This window comes from Microcystis sp. LE18-22.4A (assembly GCF_027531105.1).
Classification (GTDB): Bacteria; Cyanobacteriota; Cyanobacteriia; order Cyanobacteriales; family Microcystaceae; genus Microcystis; species Microcystis aeruginosa.
This window is the reverse complement of the sequence record NZ_JAPZRB010000552.1, coordinates 1-18,390: the sequence shown is the minus strand read 5'-3', so window position 1 is coordinate 18,390 and position 18,390 is coordinate 1. Positions and strand designations below refer to the sequence as shown.

Here is an 18,390-nt window from a genome sequence, read left to right as displayed (position 1 = left end):
GTTTTTAGACTTTTTTTCCCTCAAAAACTGCCGGCTCTTCTCGACTTTGTGTGATAATTTTTGCTTATGGAATCGTGAAAGGCTTACTGGGCAAGACTTTTAGGACTATTTTGCGGATATTCTATCAGTATAGACCTCGTTTCCACACAGAAACCAGAAGAGCCAACTGCCGACCATTGGAATGATTGGGGGGAAAATTCCTGGACTTTTTCCCTGAAAATGGGTAAAACCCCACACCCCACACCCCACACCCCACACCCTACCCCCACGAAAAACTTTTTGCCGCAAACCCTACTTGAACAATCCGAGTCTCCCCAAAAGGAAAACTTCGTACCTCACCATTAAGATAACTGCTGTATCCAGTTTTCTTACCCAGTGTCCGTCAACTGGGAGGAATGCCGATAGCTGGTTAAAACCAGTAAGACAGGGCGGAGAGAGTAACTAAAGACCATTTTTTTGGTAAGATCAAAGCTAAACTAACCATCACGCCCTCTTGAGGAAAGATTTATTTATGAGCGATATAGGGTTTATTTTGACGATAATCAACAATTTCCTGCAAATTTACTCGGTAATCTTAATTGTTAGGGTTTTACTGACTTGGTTCCAAAATGCCGGTTGGGCCTATCAGATTATGTCTTTTCTCAGTCCGATTACCGATCCCTATTTAAACCTCTTTCGCTCGATTATCCCACCCCTAGGCGGGATGGACTTTTCCCCGATCCTCGCTTTCCTGCTGCTCAACGTTGTTCAGAGTGTCGTAGCCACAGGGGCCAGCAGTCTGGTCAGTAGCAGTTTCTAAATCCGCGGATCCACGCTGCTGGTAAAACCGGAAGCTTTGAATTTTTCCAGTCGCAAAGGGGTTGGTTGATTGGTAGAAACAGAAATTCTGATCTCGAAATCACTAATCCCCGGCGGCACTTCTGGAATTGCCCCGACTCGGCTACGATTTTGTAAAGCCGGTTCCCCGTTAGCATCGTAAATCCGACCAAAAACATCGGCATCATAGACGGTTTTGCCGGAATTATTTTTAGCTTTGCCGGTGATTAAAAAACAATTAGCCGGAAAACTGGTTCCCCCACTGGTGACACTCCCCTCGGCTAATTCGGGGGGACAGTCTTTGTAAGATACATCTAATAGTTGAATTGGGGTCAAAGCTTGAGCAATAGGGATGATAAGCCAGCTAGACAGCCAGAAAAGAACAGAAAGGAGCAAAACGGTGAGCGAGCGTGGTGTCATAGATGAGTGATTTTACGGTATGATTTCCCCAATACTTAGATTATCGTGGATCGTCACCCTTTGAAATCAGCTTTTTTAGGACTCTCATGGGAATGGATTCCCACAGACGCTCCCGATAGTTGCGACGGGTTTACCTGTGAGGTAATAGGTGTAGGGCTAATTCATGAATTAGCCCTACAATAGGCGTTGTCAAATTGAAAGATGCTCCGAATCAGCACCGGAACTGAAATTACTTTGATAGCAAGGATTGCATTGCATCTTTACCTATTCTGATCTGACAACGCCGTAAATGAAAGTGAGGATGATTCCCCCCTGTTAGTTGCCGTATTCGCTTTCAAAACGGTGAAGAATGGGAAATACAAGCAATATATCAGTGGAATCGCCCTAATTGGCGTTTTCTGACCTGAAGGAAGATCACTGCTCGGTTATCGGCTAAAATTTAAGATATGTAAAGAAGGGAGATAAATTTTATGGCCGCTAATGTTGAGATCTATACTTGGAGTTCCTGTCCTTTCTGTATCCGCGCTAAAGCATTACTCAAGAAAAAAGGGGTGGAGTTTACCGAATATTGTATCGATGGTGATGAAAGAGCGCGAGCCAAAATGTCCGATCGAGCTAATGGTCGTACAAGTGTACCACAAATCTTTATAAACGATCAACACATCGGGGGCTGCGATGACATCTATGCTTTAGATAGAAGTGGTGGTTTAGCTCCCCTGTTGCAGAATTAAGGATAAAAACTATTAATGAAACTAGCCTTTATTATCGATCCGATCGAGTATTTAGATCCGGGCCATGATACCAGTGTAGCTATCATGGAAGCGTCCCAATTATTAGGCCATGAAGTCTGGATGACTTCCATCACGGATCTCAGTGCGATTGCGGGAAAAGCTTGGGCAAAACTAACTAAAATTGAACTGGTTCCCGTGGAGTTAAAAGATAATCATTGGGTGGCTGTATCTCAATGGTATCAAAGACAAGAGACAGTTTTTACCTGCCTAGAAAACTTCGATTTTGTCTGGATGCGAAAAGACCCACCCGTGACGATTGCCTATCTTTATGCCACCTATTTATTAGACCTGATCGACCCCCAAAAAACCCAAGTAATTAACTCAACTAGGGGTTTACGCCATGCCAACGAAAAGTTATATACTATTCACTTTGCTCAGGTAATGCCCGCCACAATTGTTTCCCAAGATAAAGCGACAATTAGGGAATTTGTCAACCAAAAAGGGGCGGCAGTTATGAAACCTTTGGGGGGCAAAGCAGGGGAGGGAATTTTATTTCTTAGTCCCGAAGATCGCAATCTCAATTCAATGATTGAAATTAGCACAAAATGGGGACAAGAACCGGTAATGATTCAAGATTATTTACCAGCTGCCCAAGAAGGAGATAAACGCATTATTGTCCTCAATGGTGAACCCATCGGGGCAGTTAATCGCATTCCCACCGGTTCAGAATTTCGCGGTAATATGGCGGTGGGTGGACGAGTGGCAAAAACAGAAATCAGCGATCGAGAATTAGAAATCTGTGCCACTTTAGCCCCAAAATTACGAGAAGATGGCCTATATTTTGTCGGATTAGATGTGATTGGTGGCTACCTCACCGAAGTTAATGTCACCAGTCCCACCGGCATTCGCGAGATCGATCGATTAAACAATGTTAGTTTAGCTCAACAGGTAATTCAATGGCTAGAAAATTTTGCTTGTGCCAAGGCTCGGCCTTGACACACAATATTTAAGGCTCTTTATTAAAATATCCTTCAGGTAGAACCTGAATAAAGGGTTCCCAAGTAGAACCTGGGAACGAGATAAGAACTCAAATCTGATAACTGATAACTGATAACTGATAACTTACCCACTGATAACTGATAACTGATAACTGATAACTGTAAAAAAATGAATGCTTTATCAATACCGACGTGGATAGTTCATGTATCGAGTGTCGTAGAATGGATAGCGGCGATCTGGTTAGTGTGGACCTATGGCGACATCAGTAGCGATCGATCGTGGCGAATGTTATCTTGGGGAATGTTACCCGCTTTAATTGGGGCCATGTGTGCCTGTACATGGCATTTTTTTGATAATATCAGTGCCTTATCCTGGTTAGTCACCCTACAGGCAGCCATGACTGTCTTAGGAAATTTTACCCTCTGTGCTGCCGGTTGGTGGCTGTGGCGTTCCAGTAAAATTAGCGTTAACAATGAATAAAGACAGTTTATTTGCCATCTCCCTGTTTCCCTATCTGGGGTTTCTTTGGTTTGTCACTCGTTCGGGAAAAATGCCCCGTTTAGCCCTAATTGGCTTTTATGTGCTGTTAATCTTCGTTTTTATCACCATTCCTGCCGGTATCTACGCCAAAATCCACTATGGTCAAGAATTAGCTAACGTCGATTGGTTACACGGCAGCGCCGAATTTTTCCTCACCCTCTCCAATATTCTCGTCGTCTTAGGTTTTCGTCAGGCAATTTTAGCGAAAAAGGAAACAGAGAAAGGGGAACAGGGATAAGGGGTGTGGGGTGTGGGGTGTGGGGTGTGGGGAAGTGGGAATTGGGGTGTAGGGTGTAGGGTGTAGGGTGTGGGAAGTGGGGAAGTGGGGAAGTGGGGAAGTGGGGTGTGGGGAGAATAAATAACAATAATCTCCTGAATACTGACTCCTGAATACTGTCTCCTGTCTCCTGTCTCCTATCTCCTGTCTCCTGTCTCCTATCTCCTGATCACTGAATTGTGATACAATCGCCCCAAAACGTCCCCGCGTCAGTCAAATATGTCCCCGATTACACCGTCCATCAGTGTCAACGAACCCAACCCGCAGGCTGCTATCCAGACTTTATCGGTAGTGGTTCCCATATATAACGAAGTGGACAGTATTCCCCATCTCGTCGAGAGTATCGCCTCAATTTTGCGTTCTTATCAAATTAACTACGAGATAATCTGTGTTGACGACGGTTCTAAGGACGGTTCCACCGAGGTTTTAACTAATTTAGCCAAAAATCGCGATGATCTCAAGGCGGTAATATTGCGACGCAACTACGGACAAACCCCCGCCATGGCTGCCGGATTTAATTATGCCACGGGACAGATAATCGTTACCCTCGACGGCGATTTACAGAACGATCCCAATGATATACCCCTATTATTGGCCAAATTAGAGGAAGGTTATGACCTCGTGAGTGGCTGGCGCAAAAATCGCCAAGATGACCGGGTAAAACGGCTTTTACCCTCAAAAATAGCTAATTGGCTAATAGCAAAGGTTACAGGGGTCAAATTACACGACTACGGTTGTTCTTTGAAAGCCTATCGAGCCGAATTAGTTGCCGATATGAATCTCTACGGGGAATTACATCGTTTTTTACCCGCATTGGCTTTTATTGAAGGGGCAAAAATAACCGAAATTCCCGTTAATCACCACGCTAGACGGTTCGGACAGAGTAAATATGGTTTAGGTCGCACAATTCGCGTGATTATGGACTTATTTACTGTCTTTTTTATGAAAAAGTTCCTCACCCGTCCGATGCACATTTTTGGACTCTACGGACTGTTATCGATGGTAGTGGGGATTATTTTAGGCACTTATCTGACTATTCTCAAACTCGGTTTCGGACAAGAAATCGGCGATCGACCTTTGTTAATCCTGGCCGTGTTATTCTTTTTAACTGGGGTACAATTACTCTGTTTTGGTCTTTTGGCAGAAATTTTGATGCGGACTTACCACGAATCCCAAAAACGTCCTATCTACCGCGTTCGTACTGTTGTCGGGGATAGGGGATTTTTCAGTGAGCAGTGAGCAGTGAGCAGTAATCAGTAATCAGTAAACAGTGAACAGTAAAAAGACAGTAGGAAGCTGCTATTTAATACTGCCCACTTAATACATACTGCACACTTAAATAGGGAGGCACAATTATTTGTAGAATGGGTTAGCGGTAGCGTAACATGAGCGGGGGTTGGGTTTCATGCTTCAACCCAACCTACGTTCTGATAACTGATAACTGATAACTGATAACTGATAACTGAAAAAAATATGACTATTTGGGAACTTGATTTTTATTCGCGGCCGGTGGTGGATGAAAATAATAAAAAAAGATGGGAATTATTAATCTGTGAAACTCCGGCAACAATCGATCGCCCCTCCGATACAATATTTAAATATGCCAGTTATTGTCCTAATACGATGGTTAATTCCCAATGGTTAGGAGAGGCAATTACTGCAGCTATCAAGGCAGCGGGAGTAACTCCCAAAAAAATTCGTTTTTTCCGTCGTCAGATGAATAACATGATTAGCAAAGCTTGCGAGGATATCGGTGTTCCCGCTTCCCCTAGTCGTCGCACTCATGCTTTAACGAGATGGATAGAAGAAAGAATGGTTAATTTCTATCCCCAAGAAGTTGGTTATGATCAAAATTTAACTAAAACTGCTTCCGTTAATTATCCCCCTTTAAATGCTGTTCCCCTTCCCGATGCTGTCCGGGGAGATAAGGCAGATAAATGGGCTTTTGTCACGCTAGAATTGTCTTCTTTTAATGATTTAAAAGATTGGGATATTAGCTTCGGAGAAAATTTGCCTATACTAGGGATGGGATTAGATGAGAATCTAAAAATCCCCGGTTTAGTTATTTTTTCCCCCCGCGCTTTACCCTTAGCTGGTTGGATGTCAGGGTTAGAAATGGCCTATTTAAAGTTAGAAACTGGTTCTCGTCCTCTGCTGCGTTTAGAAACTGGTGCTAGTGATAGCTGGATTCTCGTCAACGTCACTAATACCGAGACTTTAAAGGAAGCTAAAAACTTTGAAGAAGCTAAACAAAAAGCCAATAATCTGCATTTTTTAGCCGTTCAATCTAACCCTGAATCGGAATCCTTCGCTGGTTTTTGGCTATTACAAGAAGGCTCTCAAGAGTAAAGTTTAGCAAAGGTGGATTGAAAATCCACCCCTAGGGAATTAAATTAAAAACATTGTCCAGTCCAACTACCGTGTAACCCGTAGGGAATATGATGTTTAAGATGGATAACCGCTAGGGAATTAGTGATATCTTTAGCATCTAAGATTACCATATTCGATCGATGATTGGCTGCATCGTAGGTGACTACCAATAACCAACCATCATCTTCAGCGATTCCATCGGGTTTAGGCACAAAAATTGGCTCACCTGCGAATCCCCGGGGAGCAAAAGAATGTAACTGTTTTTCTCCTGTTAATAAGTCCAGTTTTAAGATTGCTTGCAAAGGAGCATTACCAGTGGCATGATGAGTGGCAGCGATGTATAAATAACGGTAATCTCGACCAACTTTTGCAGGATTAATGCTGGGAAACTCACAACAATGCTCTAGAATACATTCTCTTGTAACGGTATTTTCTGATAAATTTAGTGTAAATCGCCACAGATGTCCGGGAGCTAAACTATCAAAATCTACCGATTGAAAACTGCTATTTGAATCCAGTTGTGGTAAGGATTGATAACAAATAGAATCGATATAAATTTTCTCCCCTTGTTCAAAAGCATTGCTATGATGGAAGACAAAACCTGATGGAGTTTCTAAAACTTTCACTTCTCTTTTGTTAGGATCCCGGGGGATAATAATAATCTTAGTTAACTTGTCCGGTTGATTGATGACGCATTCCCCCGCACCTTTTAACCCAAAAAGAAAGGGAAAAGGATTATAACCAACCGGGTTTTGGAAAAAGATAGCGTAGTGGGGAGTAATAACAAAATCGTGGATAAAACAGAAGCCAGGTATACTGTGGGTATGACGACGTAATAACTTACCCGTGGGACTAATTTCGTAGAGAGTAATGGCACTCGACAAACCCGTTTTAATGGCAAAATTTACCAGACATGGTTGATGATTATCGAAGATACAAGCGGGATCGATGCGAGGATGAGCGGCAAAAGAATCGCCTTTTTCCAAGATACCATCGAGATAGTCTAAACCAATAGTATCAAGGGTTTTAGCATCGAGGCGATGGGGTTCGGCCGCTTCCCAAAGTGCCAGTAACTTATCACCCCAGTAGATAACATTAGTATTAGCAATATTTTTCAGACGCAAATCAAAAGCATTGCCGAAAATTCCCCCCGGTTTTTTCGTGCCGAAAACACCGCGATAAAGGGGTTTTCCCGCTTTCTGTTCCTGGAGATAACCCTCAGTTTTCACAAAACGATTACGATAATGTACGCGCCCATGGTTGAAGCTAATCGCGCTGATCATACCATCCCCATCGAAGGGATGAGCGATCGCCGTGCCAGCGATATCGAGTAAACCGGGTCCGTTTTTAAAGACTGTACCCTGTAAATCGGGGGGAATTTGCCCCTCAATGTCTTCTACCTCGTAATCGTACTCGTTAGGTTGGGATTGATAGCCTTTTTGCCAATCCTGACGATTATAGGATTTTTCGCCAATTGTCGGAGTTAATACCATAGTAGTTTTACGTTTGTATTTACTTTTCTTAACATAACTTAAAACTACCAGAGCTAACGAAGGCAGGAGGCAGGAGGGAAGAATCTGACTAGAAGGCGAGGTTTTAGACAAGGGTTGTTGGGTGCATCTCACATTTGCAGAAATACCGACAATCAGCAATTATCAGTGACCCTTAAATTATTACAGATATATCAGCAGCTGCCTGTAAGCATCCCACCGAAAAACTAATGCGCTCTAGGGTTTGGGTAGGGTTGATTCATGAATCAACCCTACTATAGAGTTCTTGCATAATTAATTTTTGAGAGGGCAAAAATGAGATGCACCCAGGGTTGTTTCGATAACAGCTAAAAAGAAGGGGGTGGCCAATCATTTTTCCAGCTATTTACCCCCTCCTTGCCGTCATGTTATTTAACAAACAACATTTCTTGATAGGTAGGTAGCGGCCAGAAATTGTCGGCCACTTCCCCTTCCAGTGTGTCGGCATATTCGCGCACCTTATCCATCAAGGGACGGATTGTTTGAGCGGAATGCTGCATATGTTCCTCGATCGAGTCAAAATCGTCTTTAGCCGTGGCCTCACTCAGTTTGCTAACGCCATCCATCAGTAATTTAATTAGATTCGAGACGGTTTGGGCGCTTTCCTTATCCATCTCGATGCCGATCGCCGCCGCATTAGAGATCGCCAAAGACAATTCCGACAAGTAGCGAACGGCAGCGGGATAAATAATCGTTTTAGCCATACTTACCACCAGTTTCGCCTCCACCTCGATGGCCAGTAAATACTGTTCTGCATAGACATCGAAACGACTTTCCAGTTCAACGGGGGTAAGCACACCCATGCGGGCAAACAGTTCTTCGATATAATCGGCTTTCAGCACGGGTAAAGCATCGGCAGTGGTGCGGAGATTAGCCAAACCGCGCTCTTCTACCGCCATTTTGTGCCATTCCGGGGAATATCCGTTACCTCCGAAGATCACATTTCTGTGTTTGTCCATGATCTCCTTGAGAACACCCTGGGCAGCAGTCTTGAGGTCTTCCCCTGCTTTCATCCGGCTTTCTAAGTTATCCGCCACCCAAGTCAGGGAATCCGCTAGAATCGTGTTCATCGCCACCAGCGGCCCGGAAACTGACTGATTAGAACCCACGGCGCGGAATTCAAAGCGATTGCCCGTAAAAGCAAAAGGAGAGGTACGATTGCGATCGCCAGGATCTTTGGGGAATACCGGCAGGGTATCGACACCGAGATCCATCAACCCCGGGGCATCAGAACCCTCAATTCGGCCTTGGCTAATTTGGTCGAATACCTTTTCTAACTGGCTGCCCAAATATACCGAAATAATGGCGGGAGGAGCTTCATTTGCCCCCAAACGGTGATCATTGCTGGCGGTAGCCACCACTGCGCGTAAAAGCGGCCCGTACTTGTGAACGCCACGAATTACCGCCCCACAGAATAACAAAAACTGCATATTAGCGTGGGGAGTATCGCCCGGATCTAACAGATTGCCCTGGGTGGCGTTGCCGACGGACCAGTTAACGTGTTTTCCCGAACCATTAATTCCCGCAAAGGGTTTTTCGTGCAGTAGGCAAACAAAACCGTGTTTTTTAGCCGTACTTTTCAGCAAAGTCATAATTAACTGCTGATGGTCACTGGCCACGTTAGCCGCCTCGAAAAAGGGGGCAATCTCGAACTGTCCGGGAGCGACTTCATTATGGCGGGTTTTGGCCGGAATGCCGAGGCGATACATTCTTTCCTCTACTTCCTGCATAAACACCTGAACCCGTTCGGGAATCGCGCCAAAATAATGATCGTCGAACTGTTGACCCTTGGCGGCGGGTTTACCAAATAGGGTGCGACCGGTGAGCAGTAAATCGGGGCGACTATGGGCAAAATGAGCATCGACTAGGAAATATTCCTGTTCAGCGCCGCAGCTGGAGTTAACGGGGGCGACTTCCGTATGTCCTAATAGTTTAAGCACCCTGGTGGCGGCTTTACTCATCGATGAAATCGAACGCAAAAGCGGCGTTTTTTTGTCGAGGGCTTCTCCTGTCCAAGAGATGAAAACCGTGGGGATACACAGGGTGACACCATTATCCGTCTCCATGACGTAGGCGGGACTGGTGACATCCCAAGCGGTGTAACCCCGCGCTTCAAAGGTGGAGCGAAGTCCGCCGTTAGGAAAGGAAGACCCGTCCGGTTCTCCCTGTACTAAGACTTTGCCCGTAAATTCTGTGATCACCGAACCGTCGCTCTGCACGGAGATAAAACCATCGTGTTTTTCGGCGGTGGCGTTAGTCATCGGATAGAAGACGTGAGCATAGTACAGCGCCCCTTTGGACGTGGCCCAATCTTTCATCGCTGCCGCTACCGCACTGGCGATGGAAACGTCTAATTTTCCCCCGGTTAAAATCGTGTTTTTGACCGATTTGAATACGTCTTTGGGAAGACTGGCCTGCATTTTGCTCAGGGTAAAGACATCGGTTGCCCAGAGGGCCTCTAAACGTTGAGGAATTTTGCTAGGTAGGGGTTTACGATCCGTTACTTGAGAGATAGCTTGAACACGCGTTCCATAACTCATAAGTATTTTTCCTATTGTGTTGTGTCGTGGATGAAGGGTTACTTTACTTAGGCGATGACAAGTTTCCTACTGATTTTGATGTTGAATTCCGGTCAGAGGCTATTCTCCGCTTAATAATTTTGATCCCACGGCACAAGCTTCTCTGCGGTTTTTATCTGCTTGCGCCTGCCTCTTTCCCGATCAATTAGCAACACCAGCCTTAATCTTAAGAACAGATGATCGAGAGATTTGTATCAAACATTACAAATATCCCAAACCCGATCTTCCACCAGCGATCGCACTGAGAAAACGGGTTTCTTTGAGAAACCCGTTTTCTGGAGATAAAACTCTATACATCTATGCAATCGATAAAAAAGCGATATTTGACAAAATCGGGGGGGGGGGTAGAATGCTGGTGGAATTTGCCCAAAATTGCCCATGAATTTTACAACTAACTTCAAATCTCTCTCTCTGGCTGGTGTTGTCTTCGCTGGCACAGTTAGCGCGATCGCTGGACTGACTATCCTCCCCGTCCAAGCGCTGCCGATCATCTACAATCCGACTCCAACCTTAACGCTTAATGCAGGCACTGCTACTCTCACCGTTGGAGCCTTAGTCAACACTGCCAACGGCAATGGGTTGACTGGACCTGGAAACGCTTTGCAGCAACAGCACGTCGGAGGTAGCAATGGAGCTAATTTCTGGGGAGTACGTTTAGAAAGCGGGACGACTCCTGCTGATGTCAATCTTGATTTTGATTTTGGCAGTTCTGTGTTCTTAGATACCTTGGCTTTGTGGAATTACAACGCTTTTAATACCACAGCTACTGATCGCGGAATCAAGGATTTCACACTAATTCTCTCCAATAACTCCGACTTTAGCAGTCCAGTTTATGTATCAGGAACCCTAACACTACCTGAAGGTACGGCAACTAACATACCAGCGACAATCTTTTCCTTTCCTTTAATTCAAGCCCAATATGCTAGAATTGATGTAGCAAACAATTGGTTCGTTGGTTGGACAGCACCAGGGCCTATTGGTCTCTCTGAAGTTCGCTTTGCCCAGACTGTTCCTGTTCCTGAATCAAGTTCTGGCTTAGGTTTGCTGGCTTTAGGCTTACTAGGAACGGCAGCGGCATTTAGGCGCCATTGGAACTGAGAAAACGGGTTTCTTTGAGAAGAAAACGGGTTTCTTTGAGAAACCCGTTTTCTGGAATATCTTCATAAGCTGTTTAAGTATAGTGATATCGTGCTGCTAAAAACTCAATGCGGTCATCTTTGACTCGATAGACTAGACGGTGTTCTGTGGTAATTCGGCGTGACCAAGTATTAGCTTCAAGATACTTTATGGGTTCTGGTTTGCCTATTCCAGTAAAGGGATCGGCGGTGACAGATTCTACGAGATCGAGTAGGCGAAAGGCGATTTTTTTATCTGTTTTATACCACCATCTTAAATCTTCTCGAAATTGGTGATCAAAGACAATTGCCCTACTCTTGGCGTTCAATTCCTAACTCCTGACAAAGTTCTGTAACTGTCTGTCCCGGTATTGTTTGAACGTCCCTCTCCATTGAACGTTCCAGTGCTGCCAATAACTTTCGAGCATTCGCAGGCGATCGCAAAAGATAAACGGTTTCTAATAAGCCAGTTAATTCCTCTGCGCTTAATAGTGCCATATCTTTATGACCAGGGCGCGTAATAATCGCCATACTATTCTCGCTTTCCAGTCGATCCAGAAGGCTCGCTAAATTTTCTTGAGCTTGAGTGTAGGTAGTTTGGATAGAAAACATAAGGCGAGGGCAACGAGTTGATTCGATTTTAGCTTATTTCATCAACTGAGAAAACGGGTTTTTTAAAGAAACCCGTTTTCTGGACTTAGGGCGATCGCTAGACTGGAATCAGTAGATTGGCCAGTATGGTAAGCTGAGAAAAATGGCAAAATTATCGCCAGAGTCAAAACAACTGATCATCAATCTGAAAAATAGGCTATTAGACATTGTTGACGAATCTAAAGCTGTAGAATTTGCCATCTTAAACCGTTTTGGTGAAACAGCAGAAACCCTAGACAGTTTAGAGCAACTCACAGAAATTGCCCTCCAAGCAGAATCTCGGTTTTCTCAGCTATCAAACTTAGAAATTCGTGCCGCTCAATCTCAACCGATGATTTCTCCTGATTTGCTAAGATTTATAGAAGAAGTCATTAAGACAACCCAAGTGCGGATTCCTGCCTTGATGCGTAGTGTCGAAGAAATTAAACTTGAATGGAGTTAAATATGGATTTTGTTCCTCAGCTTCCCCGGGATTCTGATCAACTTAAGCAAACTTTGGCAAAAGCACACCGCAATTGTCAAGAGATGGAATTAGTTGGATTACAATTAGAAGAAGCGATTAGTCGCTTAGAAGCGGAAAATCGTCAAAGACGAAGACAACAGCTAGAAAAAACCTGACAAAAAATGCAAAACCCCTTAGAAAACGGGTTTTCTGGAACAATCAATTCAAAGCAAGGACAAACCCATGAAATATCGCGTCTTAATTGAGCAAGATGAAGATGGCATTTATGTGGCTGAAGTTCCCTCCCTACCCGGCTGTATTTCTCAAGGCAATACCCGGGAAGAGTTACTCGCCAACATTCAGGAAGCAATTGCTTTATATCTAGAAAGCCTAGAAGCGCACAATGAACCGATTCCACCACCAATTTCTGAGGAACTGGTAGAGGTTAAATTATGAGTGAACTCCCTCCTATCGCTGGTCGCCAAGTCGTTAAAGCACTGGGCAAGATTGGCTACGAATTAGATCGGCAGCGAGGAAGTCATATCATACTCAGACAAAAAGCCTATCCCTATCGACGCATCACCATCCCTGACCATCGAGAAGTGGCTAAGGGAACACTGAGATCTATCATTCGTCAAGCGGGATTGACAGTGGCAGAGTTTAAAACTCTCCTTTAGCTTGATTTGCCAGAGTCGAAACAACCGCTCATAAATCGCCAATTCAAAAATATACTATTAAACAATGTAAACGCTATATGAGTCAATCTGCTACTGCAATCAATACTAAACTAATTGATTCCCTTGCTCAAATTATCCTTTCTTTAACTGACGAAGAACAACAGCTTCTCCTACAAAAAATTCAGCATCCAGCCTTATCTGATGTCGATTGTCATCAAGGTTTTCCCTTTGATGTTCAAATTCCTAATACAGAAACGCTCGCCGCCATTGAAGAAGTAGAAAAACATCCTGAGCGTCTTAAGCGTTATAGTAGCGTCGGGCAGATGTTCGAGGATTGGAACAAGGATACAGGGGAATGTTAACCCCACAGGAAAGCACCCGCTTTCGACGCGATTTGAGGCAGATGAAAAAACGGGGTAAAGACTTGGAAAAGTTAAAAACTGTAGTGGAACTCCTGGTGCAAGAACAAATACTACCAGAGCGATACCGAGATCATAATCTCGTTGGAGATTGGTCCGGTTATCGTGAGTGCCATATCGAGCCAGATTGGTTATTGCTCTACAAGATTGAGCGAGATGAGGAAAGCTTAACACTCGTTCGGACTGGGACTCATTCGGATCTGTTTAAATAGTCTTCTTAACCATTCCCTTAGAAAACGGGTTTCTTTGAGAAACCCGTTTTCTGGACTGTCAATCTCTTGTGTCGATTAATTCGGGGACAAGTTCGGGAATAAAACCTGGTTCAGCTAAAGAACCAGTAACATGATGTTCAAAGACTTCTGCGGGGGGAAAAGTTTTCTTGACTTCCTGAGATTGCGGATCCGTAGAAGGTAGCCATTTAATTAGGGGTAAAGGTAGGAGAGTAGAGAGATTAGTAATCACCACCAATAACCAAAGGTTATCAAAATTAGTTTCGGTAACTCCCAACCAATGGGTTAATAAAGCCCCGATTTCTTGGGAAACTAATCCTGACATATTCCAGATGGACATTAATAAAGCGAATAGAGATGCTTCAATGCCCACGGGACAAAGACGGGCCGATAAAATTAAGACCGGTAAAAAGGCAATTTGTCCCATGACGGTGAGGATGAGACTATCCCCCAAACTAAACCAATGATCGTCAATACCGAGCGCTCGATTAGTATGGGTAACTAAGAGTAGGGTAGTCATCCCTAAAAGCGCAGAAATCACCGTACTCCAACCCAAAATTAGACGGAAGGAAATCGCTTTTAAAAACCTTTGATATACCCAGATGCCCAGGATCGAGGCTAAACTGGTGACTAAGCGCACTCGTCCTAAAAATTCTGGTTCAAATCCTAACTCGTTGGTGGTGAAGTAGAAAAAGGCAGAATCGGCGCTAGGAGTAGCCTGCCAGAGGAAAATAAAGGCAGTGGGTAATAAAATTGATTTTTGTCTAATTGCTGACCATAATTGCCCGATTTGCTCCTTGACTTTCGGCGTGGATTGTGATTCATCATTATTCTTGATTTTTTCCTCTGTAATTAAAAACGCCATGGCTGAGGCAATCAGGGGAAAAATAGCCGTGAGAGCGAAGACAGGACGAGTACCGAGGTGTGCCAGTAACCAACCTCCCAGATAAGCCGTAATTAAGCCGCCTAACGCCGATATTCCCCAAGTTAAGGACTGTAGAGAACCGGATTGAGTTAAGGACTCTTTGCGCGCCCTTTCTACTACCAAAGAATCGACGATGACATCACTAATGGTGACAGAAAGGGAACCAAGCAGGATCGCCGCCGTAGCTTGCCAAGCATTCTCCACCACAGTGGCTAGGGCCAACCAAGCTAAAACCCCGAGAATTCCCGATAAAATGAGGTAGGGCCGACGACGATAGCCGAAAATAGGCAAACCATCCGAAAGAAAGCCAAAAGCTGGTTTAATCACCCAAGGAATCGCCGCCACTCCGATTAATGCCCCCATCTGGGAGGGACTCAAGGCCAAATCGTCTTTTAAAAAAAAGCTAACCGCTAATCGGGAGAGTCCGAGAATGCCCTGCACGAAATAAACCCCTAAAATGCCAATTAATTCGGGATTAGGGTCATTTCCGAATAAGATACTCTCTTTAAGGAATTTTTTCCCGCGATCGATGCCAAGGCGATTAATAAGCATGAAGTTTCATAAATATTTGTTACTGTCTCTATAATAATGATTGAGCGCTCGATCGGTGCGTTAGCTGTTAGGGTTTAACTGTTGAGCTTTAGGTTTTGGCGGTTGGGTATTGGGTTTTAGGGTTTTAGTTGAATTTCCCTGCTCCCCACTTCCCCATCCCCAATCGGCATAACAGGCTCATTGTCATGTTGTCGGGAAATTTTCTTGCGATCGCTATATTTGAGAGTAATATAGGGAAAGATTCTGGAAAAAATGCTTATCTGTCGAATCTTCAGCAGAATGCTATATGAACTCTTACCTGTCGAGATAAGAGTTCATATCACAATTTAAACTTAACTAGCAAGCCAGGATAGATGTATCCCGTTATGCTATCGTTGGCAATTTTTTATATTCTTCCTTATGCTTTTGTATCGCATCCCAGATGTCAACCTTTTGCTGAAGGTTGAGCCAAAGTTGAGGACCATTCCCTAAGGTTTTCCCAATACGAATTGCCATGTCTACCGTGATTGGTCTTCGACCTTGAATAATTTCATTAACAGTGCGCCGAGACACACCGAGAAACTCAGCAAAGGTTGTTTGAGTCATTTCAAGCTCTTCAAGCACATCTGAAATGACCTCTCCAGGATGCACTGGTCTTATTTGCCTCCCATTAATAATATCTTGTAAGTCTTTCATAAATTATTTTCCTGTTTGAATCAAAACTCTTTGTTTTTCGTTATAGTCAGTGATAATCTTCAAGGTTTAAATCCTAGGCATCATTATTTCTAAATGTGAAAGTAATACGCCAGTTACCTGATACCTTTATTGACCAAGTTTCTCTTCTATCCCCTTTAAGCTGGTGTAAATCATAACCCGGTATTCTAAGGTCATCTATAGCTGTTGCAGAATCTATCACTTCAAGTCTTCTCCTTATGCTTTTTTCTAAATCTTTGGGTATACCTTTTGCATTACCTTCTTTTAATCATCTTTCTAATGCCTTATCTCTAAAAGTTTGTATCATTCAATGGATTTCTCCTATATTTCATATTAAATCTTGGTCTATAACAGTTTAATGACAGTTTAATTTTATACATAAATATATTTTTTGTAACTTTGTAGGTTACAACTCCACTGTAATGTGGAAGGTTACAAATGTCAAGGCTCAAACTACTATGAAAGCAAAAGGGGTTCTAGTGCGATCGCTATCGCCCTAGGGTGCGTTCCCTAATGCAAGTCCTAAGCTGTTAAGCATTTAAATTGCTTGTTGAGACGAGGCAAGAGGCAAGAGGCAAGAGGCAACAGTAAAGGGATTGGGGGAGATTCGGCTAATCTTAAGAATAAGTGCTTTAAATGCGTCTTAGCTTACTACTGCACCGATCGATTTTGGGGAACGCACCTTACTCATTCATTGAAGTTGATAAGTCTAGGTAATCTAATATCCTCTGCCAGATTAGCACTTAATTGGGGATAGATCATCTATTTCTTACATTAGTATGATCGCTGCTCTGGTAGTGGTGGAGGGTTCATAAAAAAATGTGCTAATCGGCATAACAGGCTCATTGTCATGTTGTCGGGAAATTTTCTTGCGATCGCTCTATTTGAGGGTGATATAGAGAAAGATTTTTTTTAAAATGTGTATTGGGGGTGATGTGTAGAAAGTTTTCGTATAATATCTAGTTAGTCCCCGGTGACAAAGTCATTGGATTTTCAATAGATGTTATGCTGACCAGTATTTTGCTGTGGTCGATGGCACTTAGCCTGTTGCTAATCAGCTTCACCCCTGGAGTATGGTATAAGCTATGGTTTTTTGAGATTTTGGGGACAGGCTATCTTTGGTTTGCGGGCTTGACTTTGATCTTGCTGTTGGCTCTGTTTTTACCCAGGTTCCGCCCTTCGCGCTGGAAATTGATGATCACGTTAGCTGTCGGACTGGGGTTTTATGCCAGCACAATTGGTACCTGGTATGTTCCGAGGTTGCGAGATGCTAGAACTGGTGGTTTCCCATTGACTGTAATGACCTACAACGTCAACTACCAACTATGGGAGACCAGTGCCGTGACTGACCTGGTTCGGGCAAATCCCGTAGATGTATTCGGGTTAGTTGAACCGTTCAAGGAGCAGGCAGCAGAGCTACTAGACAATGTGCAGGATCTTTATCCTTACTATTACCGCGCAACGGGAGGCGGACTGAGTTTATTTAGCCGCTATCCCATTACAGAGGCGACGACTGACAACTTGGGAACCCGCCACCATAGCCTATTCGCAAGCGTTAATGTGACAGGACACCCCATTCGGGTTGTTGTTGCCCATCCCCTTGCCCCTATATCCATGCCTAACTTTATCAATCGTAACCAGGCGATGGTGGCCCTGGCAGCCTATGCAGCACAGCAGTCAATCACTACCGTAATAATGGGTGACTTTAACCTCACCTCCTGGTCGATTTATTTTCGCAACTTTATCATTAACTCAGGATTACGCAGTGTCAATCTAGGGCATGGACTAAATCCAACCTGGTTTTATACTGACGAAGCGCGATCACTATCCCATCTCGATCATTGGAAACAAGCTCTAAAAATTCCCATTGACCACATTTTCGTCAGCCAAAATGTCAGGGTTGATCAGGTCATCACACTGCCTTCAGGTGTATCTGATCATCGTCCAGTGATTGCAAAACTACGCGTGATGTAGCTTGTTTTAGCTCAGGTTCATAGCGATCGCATTGCTGTTGCGATCGCTATTGCCGTAGTGCGATCGCATCGCTCGTAGGTTGGGTTGAGCGCAACAATACTGGGTCGAAAATAGCTCAAGTCGCTTGTTTAAGCGAAACCCAACCACCCCAAAGGTTACTTCGGTTTGTGTTATGCAACGTACAGGGTTATAAGGAATGAAACTCTTATAGAGAAAGACATTTGGCGATTTTTGTTAATTGTTTTTGATCTAGAGCGAACTAATCAATTAAATCTCTTGCCAGATAAGGATTTAGTCGATTTATGCCCCCCTATTGGGACTTAGACAAAAAACAAATCGAGAAAAGCTTCAACTCCAATCCCCGCTTGGGATTTACTTCGAGAAGCCCAAAATCGCTGAAACCCAGATATATCAAGGAAAATCATAAATCGAGGTTAACCCTTTGTCCCGT

Annotated in this window: 23 protein-coding genes; 15 read left to right on the top strand and 8 right to left on the bottom strand. The window is 43.9% G+C overall.

Going from position 1 to position 18,390, the window contains the following annotated elements; all coding sequences use genetic code 11:
* Positions 1–511 precede the first annotated feature (511 nt).
* The gene (locus O9295_RS23730; RefSeq protein WP_061430502.1) at positions 512–799 is read left to right on the top strand and encodes a YggT family protein; all 288 of its coding nucleotides are present in this window, start codon (positions 512–514) and stop codon (positions 797–799) included.
* Here the strand turns inward: O9295_RS23730 and O9295_RS23725 are convergent.
* Positions 796–1,236, bottom strand: a complete 441-nt coding sequence (locus tag O9295_RS23725; RefSeq protein WP_061430501.1) for a hypothetical protein — start codon at positions 1,234–1,236, stop codon at positions 796–798. The genes O9295_RS23730 and O9295_RS23725 overlap by 4 nt on opposite strands.
* A gap of 470 nt (positions 1,237–1,706) precedes the next feature.
* On the opposite strand from O9295_RS23725, the gene grxC reads away from it, so the two are divergent.
* From grxC to O9295_RS23695, 6 genes are all read left to right on the top strand, one after another.
* Positions 1,707–1,967, top strand: a complete 261-nt coding sequence (gene grxC, locus O9295_RS23720) for a glutaredoxin 3 (RefSeq protein WP_002803525.1) — start codon at positions 1,707–1,709, stop codon at positions 1,965–1,967.
* A gap of 15 nt (positions 1,968–1,982) precedes the next feature.
* On the top strand, positions 1,983–2,963 hold the full coding sequence (gene gshB, locus O9295_RS23715) for a glutathione synthase (protein ID WP_288035767.1): 981 nt from the start codon (positions 1,983–1,985) through the stop codon (positions 2,961–2,963).
* A gap of 171 nt (positions 2,964–3,134) precedes the next feature.
* Positions 3,135–3,446, top strand: a complete 312-nt coding sequence (locus O9295_RS23710; protein WP_002734463.1) for a DUF2499 domain-containing protein — start codon at positions 3,135–3,137, stop codon at positions 3,444–3,446.
* Complete coding sequence (locus O9295_RS23705) at positions 3,439–3,744, top strand: DUF3593 domain-containing protein (RefSeq protein ID WP_061430497.1); 306 nt, start codon at positions 3,439–3,441, stop codon at positions 3,742–3,744. Before O9295_RS23710 ends, O9295_RS23705 begins: the two co-directional genes overlap by 8 nt.
* 258 nt (positions 3,745–4,002) lie before the next feature.
* The gene (locus O9295_RS23700) at positions 4,003–5,022 is read left to right on the top strand and encodes a glycosyltransferase (RefSeq protein ID WP_288035766.1); all 1,020 of its coding nucleotides are present in this window, start codon (positions 4,003–4,005) and stop codon (positions 5,020–5,022) included.
* 234 nt (positions 5,023–5,256) lie between these two features.
* Entirely contained in the window at positions 5,257–6,132 is an 876-nt protein-coding gene (locus tag O9295_RS23695; RefSeq protein WP_288035765.1) for a Tab2/Atab2 family RNA-binding protein, read from the top strand.
* A 44-nt stretch (positions 6,133–6,176) separates the two neighbouring features.
* Here the strand turns inward: O9295_RS23695 and O9295_RS23690 are convergent, their stop codons facing one another.
* Together O9295_RS23690 and O9295_RS23685 are read right to left on the bottom strand one after the other, a co-directional pair.
* A complete protein-coding gene (locus O9295_RS23690; RefSeq protein WP_288035764.1) occupies positions 6,177–7,646 on the bottom strand; it encodes a carotenoid oxygenase family protein in 1,470 nt (489 codons plus the stop codon).
* A 404-nt stretch (positions 7,647–8,050) separates the two neighbouring features.
* The gene (locus O9295_RS23685) at positions 8,051–10,222 is read right to left on the bottom strand and encodes a glutamine synthetase III family protein (protein ID WP_288035761.1); all 2,172 of its coding nucleotides are present in this window, start codon (positions 10,220–10,222) and stop codon (positions 8,051–8,053) included.
* A 417-nt stretch (positions 10,223–10,639) separates the two neighbouring features.
* On the opposite strand from O9295_RS23685, the gene O9295_RS23680 reads away from it, so the two are divergent.
* Entirely contained in the window at positions 10,640–11,359 is a 720-nt protein-coding gene (locus O9295_RS23680) for a PEP-CTERM sorting domain-containing protein (protein ID WP_288035759.1), read from the top strand.
* A 73-nt stretch (positions 11,360–11,432) separates the two neighbouring features.
* On the opposite strand, the gene O9295_RS23675 is transcribed toward O9295_RS23680, so the two are convergent.
* Together O9295_RS23675 and O9295_RS23670 are read right to left on the bottom strand one after the other, a co-directional pair.
* Positions 11,433–11,705, bottom strand: a complete 273-nt coding sequence (locus O9295_RS23675; protein ID WP_012264430.1) for a Txe/YoeB family addiction module toxin — start codon at positions 11,703–11,705, stop codon at positions 11,433–11,435.
* A complete protein-coding gene (locus tag O9295_RS23670) occupies positions 11,689–11,988 on the bottom strand; it encodes a type II toxin-antitoxin system Phd/YefM family antitoxin (protein WP_002763657.1) in 300 nt (99 codons plus the stop codon). The genes O9295_RS23675 and O9295_RS23670 overlap by 17 nt, the downstream gene beginning before the upstream one ends.
* A 142-nt stretch (positions 11,989–12,130) precedes the next feature.
* On the opposite strand from O9295_RS23670, the gene O9295_RS23665 reads away from it, so the two are divergent.
* From O9295_RS23665 to O9295_RS23640, 6 genes are all read left to right on the top strand, one after another.
* Positions 12,131–12,469 carry a hypothetical protein gene (locus O9295_RS23665; protein WP_287738136.1) on the top strand — a complete coding sequence of 113 codons (339 nt, stop codon included), beginning with the start codon at positions 12,131–12,133 and terminating at the stop codon, positions 12,467–12,469.
* A 2-nt stretch (positions 12,470–12,471) separates the two neighbouring features.
* Positions 12,472–12,645: a hypothetical protein gene (locus tag O9295_RS23660; RefSeq protein WP_012264432.1), complete on the top strand. Its 174-nt coding sequence runs from the start codon at positions 12,472–12,474 to the stop codon at positions 12,643–12,645.
* A 67-nt stretch (positions 12,646–12,712) separates the two neighbouring features.
* Positions 12,713–12,925, top strand: a complete 213-nt coding sequence (locus tag O9295_RS23655) for a type II toxin-antitoxin system HicB family antitoxin (protein WP_002734412.1) — start codon at positions 12,713–12,715, stop codon at positions 12,923–12,925.
* Complete coding sequence (locus O9295_RS23650; RefSeq protein WP_002733933.1) at positions 12,922–13,146, top strand: type II toxin-antitoxin system HicA family toxin; 225 nt, start codon at positions 12,922–12,924, stop codon at positions 13,144–13,146. Before O9295_RS23655 ends, O9295_RS23650 begins: the two co-directional genes overlap by 4 nt.
* A gap of 77 nt (positions 13,147–13,223) precedes the next feature.
* Positions 13,224–13,508 (top strand): type II toxin-antitoxin system RelB/DinJ family antitoxin, encoded by a 285-nt coding sequence (locus O9295_RS23645; protein ID WP_045356234.1) that lies wholly within the window; start codon positions 13,224–13,226, stop codon positions 13,506–13,508.
* Positions 13,502–13,777, top strand: a complete 276-nt coding sequence (locus O9295_RS23640) for a type II toxin-antitoxin system YafQ family toxin (protein WP_272083013.1) — start codon at positions 13,502–13,504, stop codon at positions 13,775–13,777. Before O9295_RS23645 ends, O9295_RS23640 begins: the two co-directional genes overlap by 7 nt.
* A 58-nt stretch (positions 13,778–13,835) precedes the next feature.
* Here the strand turns inward: O9295_RS23640 and O9295_RS23635 are convergent, their stop codons facing one another.
* The 3 genes from O9295_RS23635 to O9295_RS23625 all read right to left on the bottom strand — a co-directional run bounded on the left by O9295_RS23635 (position 13,836) and on the right by O9295_RS23625 (position 16,209).
* Entirely contained in the window at positions 13,836–15,272 is a 1,437-nt protein-coding gene (locus O9295_RS23635; protein ID WP_288035756.1) for a folate/biopterin family MFS transporter, read from the bottom strand.
* A 363-nt stretch (positions 15,273–15,635) separates the two neighbouring features.
* A complete protein-coding gene (locus O9295_RS23630; RefSeq protein WP_288035753.1) occupies positions 15,636–15,947 on the bottom strand; it encodes a HigA family addiction module antitoxin in 312 nt (103 codons plus the stop codon).
* A 73-nt stretch (positions 15,948–16,020) separates the two neighbouring features.
* Positions 16,021–16,209: a type II toxin-antitoxin system RelE/ParE family toxin gene (locus tag O9295_RS23625; protein ID WP_502846521.1), complete on the bottom strand. Its 189-nt coding sequence runs from the start codon at positions 16,207–16,209 to the stop codon at positions 16,021–16,023.
* A gap of 761 nt (positions 16,210–16,970) precedes the next feature.
* On the opposite strand from O9295_RS23625, the gene O9295_RS23620 reads away from it, so the two are divergent.
* A complete protein-coding gene (locus tag O9295_RS23620; RefSeq protein ID WP_242034538.1) occupies positions 16,971–17,939 on the top strand; it encodes an endonuclease/exonuclease/phosphatase family protein in 969 nt (322 codons plus the stop codon).
* Positions 17,940–18,390: the final 451 nt, after the last annotated feature.

Bases quoted from the DNA above. Each gene is read 5' to 3' on its own strand.
- O9295_RS23730 (WP_061430502.1), top strand. From the start codon at position 512: ATGAGCGATATAGGGTTTATTTTGACGATAATCAACAATTTCCTGCAA.
- O9295_RS23725 (WP_061430501.1), bottom strand. From the start codon at position 1,236: ATGACACCACGCTCGCTCACCGTTTTGCTCCTTTCTGTTCTTTTCTGG.
- grxC (WP_002803525.1), top strand. From the start codon at position 1,707: ATGGCCGCTAATGTTGAGATCTATACTTGGAGTTCCTGTCCTTTCTGT.
- gshB (WP_288035767.1), top strand. From the start codon at position 1,983: ATGAAACTAGCCTTTATTATCGATCCGATCGAGTATTTAGATCCGGGC.
- O9295_RS23710 (WP_002734463.1), top strand. From the start codon at position 3,135: ATGAATGCTTTATCAATACCGACGTGGATAGTTCATGTATCGAGTGTC.
- O9295_RS23705 (WP_061430497.1), top strand. From the start codon at position 3,439: ATGAATAAAGACAGTTTATTTGCCATCTCCCTGTTTCCCTATCTGGGG.
- O9295_RS23700 (WP_288035766.1), top strand. From the start codon at position 4,003: ATGTCCCCGATTACACCGTCCATCAGTGTCAACGAACCCAACCCGCAG.
- O9295_RS23695 (WP_288035765.1), top strand. From the start codon at position 5,257: ATGACTATTTGGGAACTTGATTTTTATTCGCGGCCGGTGGTGGATGAA.
- O9295_RS23690 (WP_288035764.1), bottom strand. From the start codon at position 7,646: ATGGTATTAACTCCGACAATTGGCGAAAAATCCTATAATCGTCAGGAT.
- O9295_RS23685 (WP_288035761.1), bottom strand. From the start codon at position 10,222: ATGAGTTATGGAACGCGTGTTCAAGCTATCTCTCAAGTAACGGATCGT.
- O9295_RS23680 (WP_288035759.1), top strand. From the start codon at position 10,640: ATGAATTTTACAACTAACTTCAAATCTCTCTCTCTGGCTGGTGTTGTC.
- O9295_RS23670 (WP_002763657.1), bottom strand. From the start codon at position 11,988: ATGTTTTCTATCCAAACTACCTACACTCAAGCTCAAGAAAATTTAGCG.
- O9295_RS23665 (WP_287738136.1), top strand. From the start codon at position 12,131: ATGGCAAAATTATCGCCAGAGTCAAAACAACTGATCATCAATCTGAAA.
- O9295_RS23660 (WP_012264432.1), top strand. From the start codon at position 12,472: ATGGATTTTGTTCCTCAGCTTCCCCGGGATTCTGATCAACTTAAGCAA.
- O9295_RS23655 (WP_002734412.1), top strand. From the start codon at position 12,713: ATGAAATATCGCGTCTTAATTGAGCAAGATGAAGATGGCATTTATGTG.
- O9295_RS23650 (WP_002733933.1), top strand. From the start codon at position 12,922: ATGAGTGAACTCCCTCCTATCGCTGGTCGCCAAGTCGTTAAAGCACTG.
- O9295_RS23645 (WP_045356234.1), top strand. From the start codon at position 13,224: ATGAGTCAATCTGCTACTGCAATCAATACTAAACTAATTGATTCCCTT.
- O9295_RS23640 (WP_272083013.1), top strand. From the start codon at position 13,502: ATGTTAACCCCACAGGAAAGCACCCGCTTTCGACGCGATTTGAGGCAG.
- O9295_RS23635 (WP_288035756.1), bottom strand. From the start codon at position 15,272: ATGCTTATTAATCGCCTTGGCATCGATCGCGGGAAAAAATTCCTTAAA.
- O9295_RS23630 (WP_288035753.1), bottom strand. From the start codon at position 15,947: ATGAAAGACTTACAAGATATTATTAATGGGAGGCAAATAAGACCAGTG.
- O9295_RS23620 (WP_242034538.1), top strand. From the start codon at position 16,971: ATGCTGACCAGTATTTTGCTGTGGTCGATGGCACTTAGCCTGTTGCTA.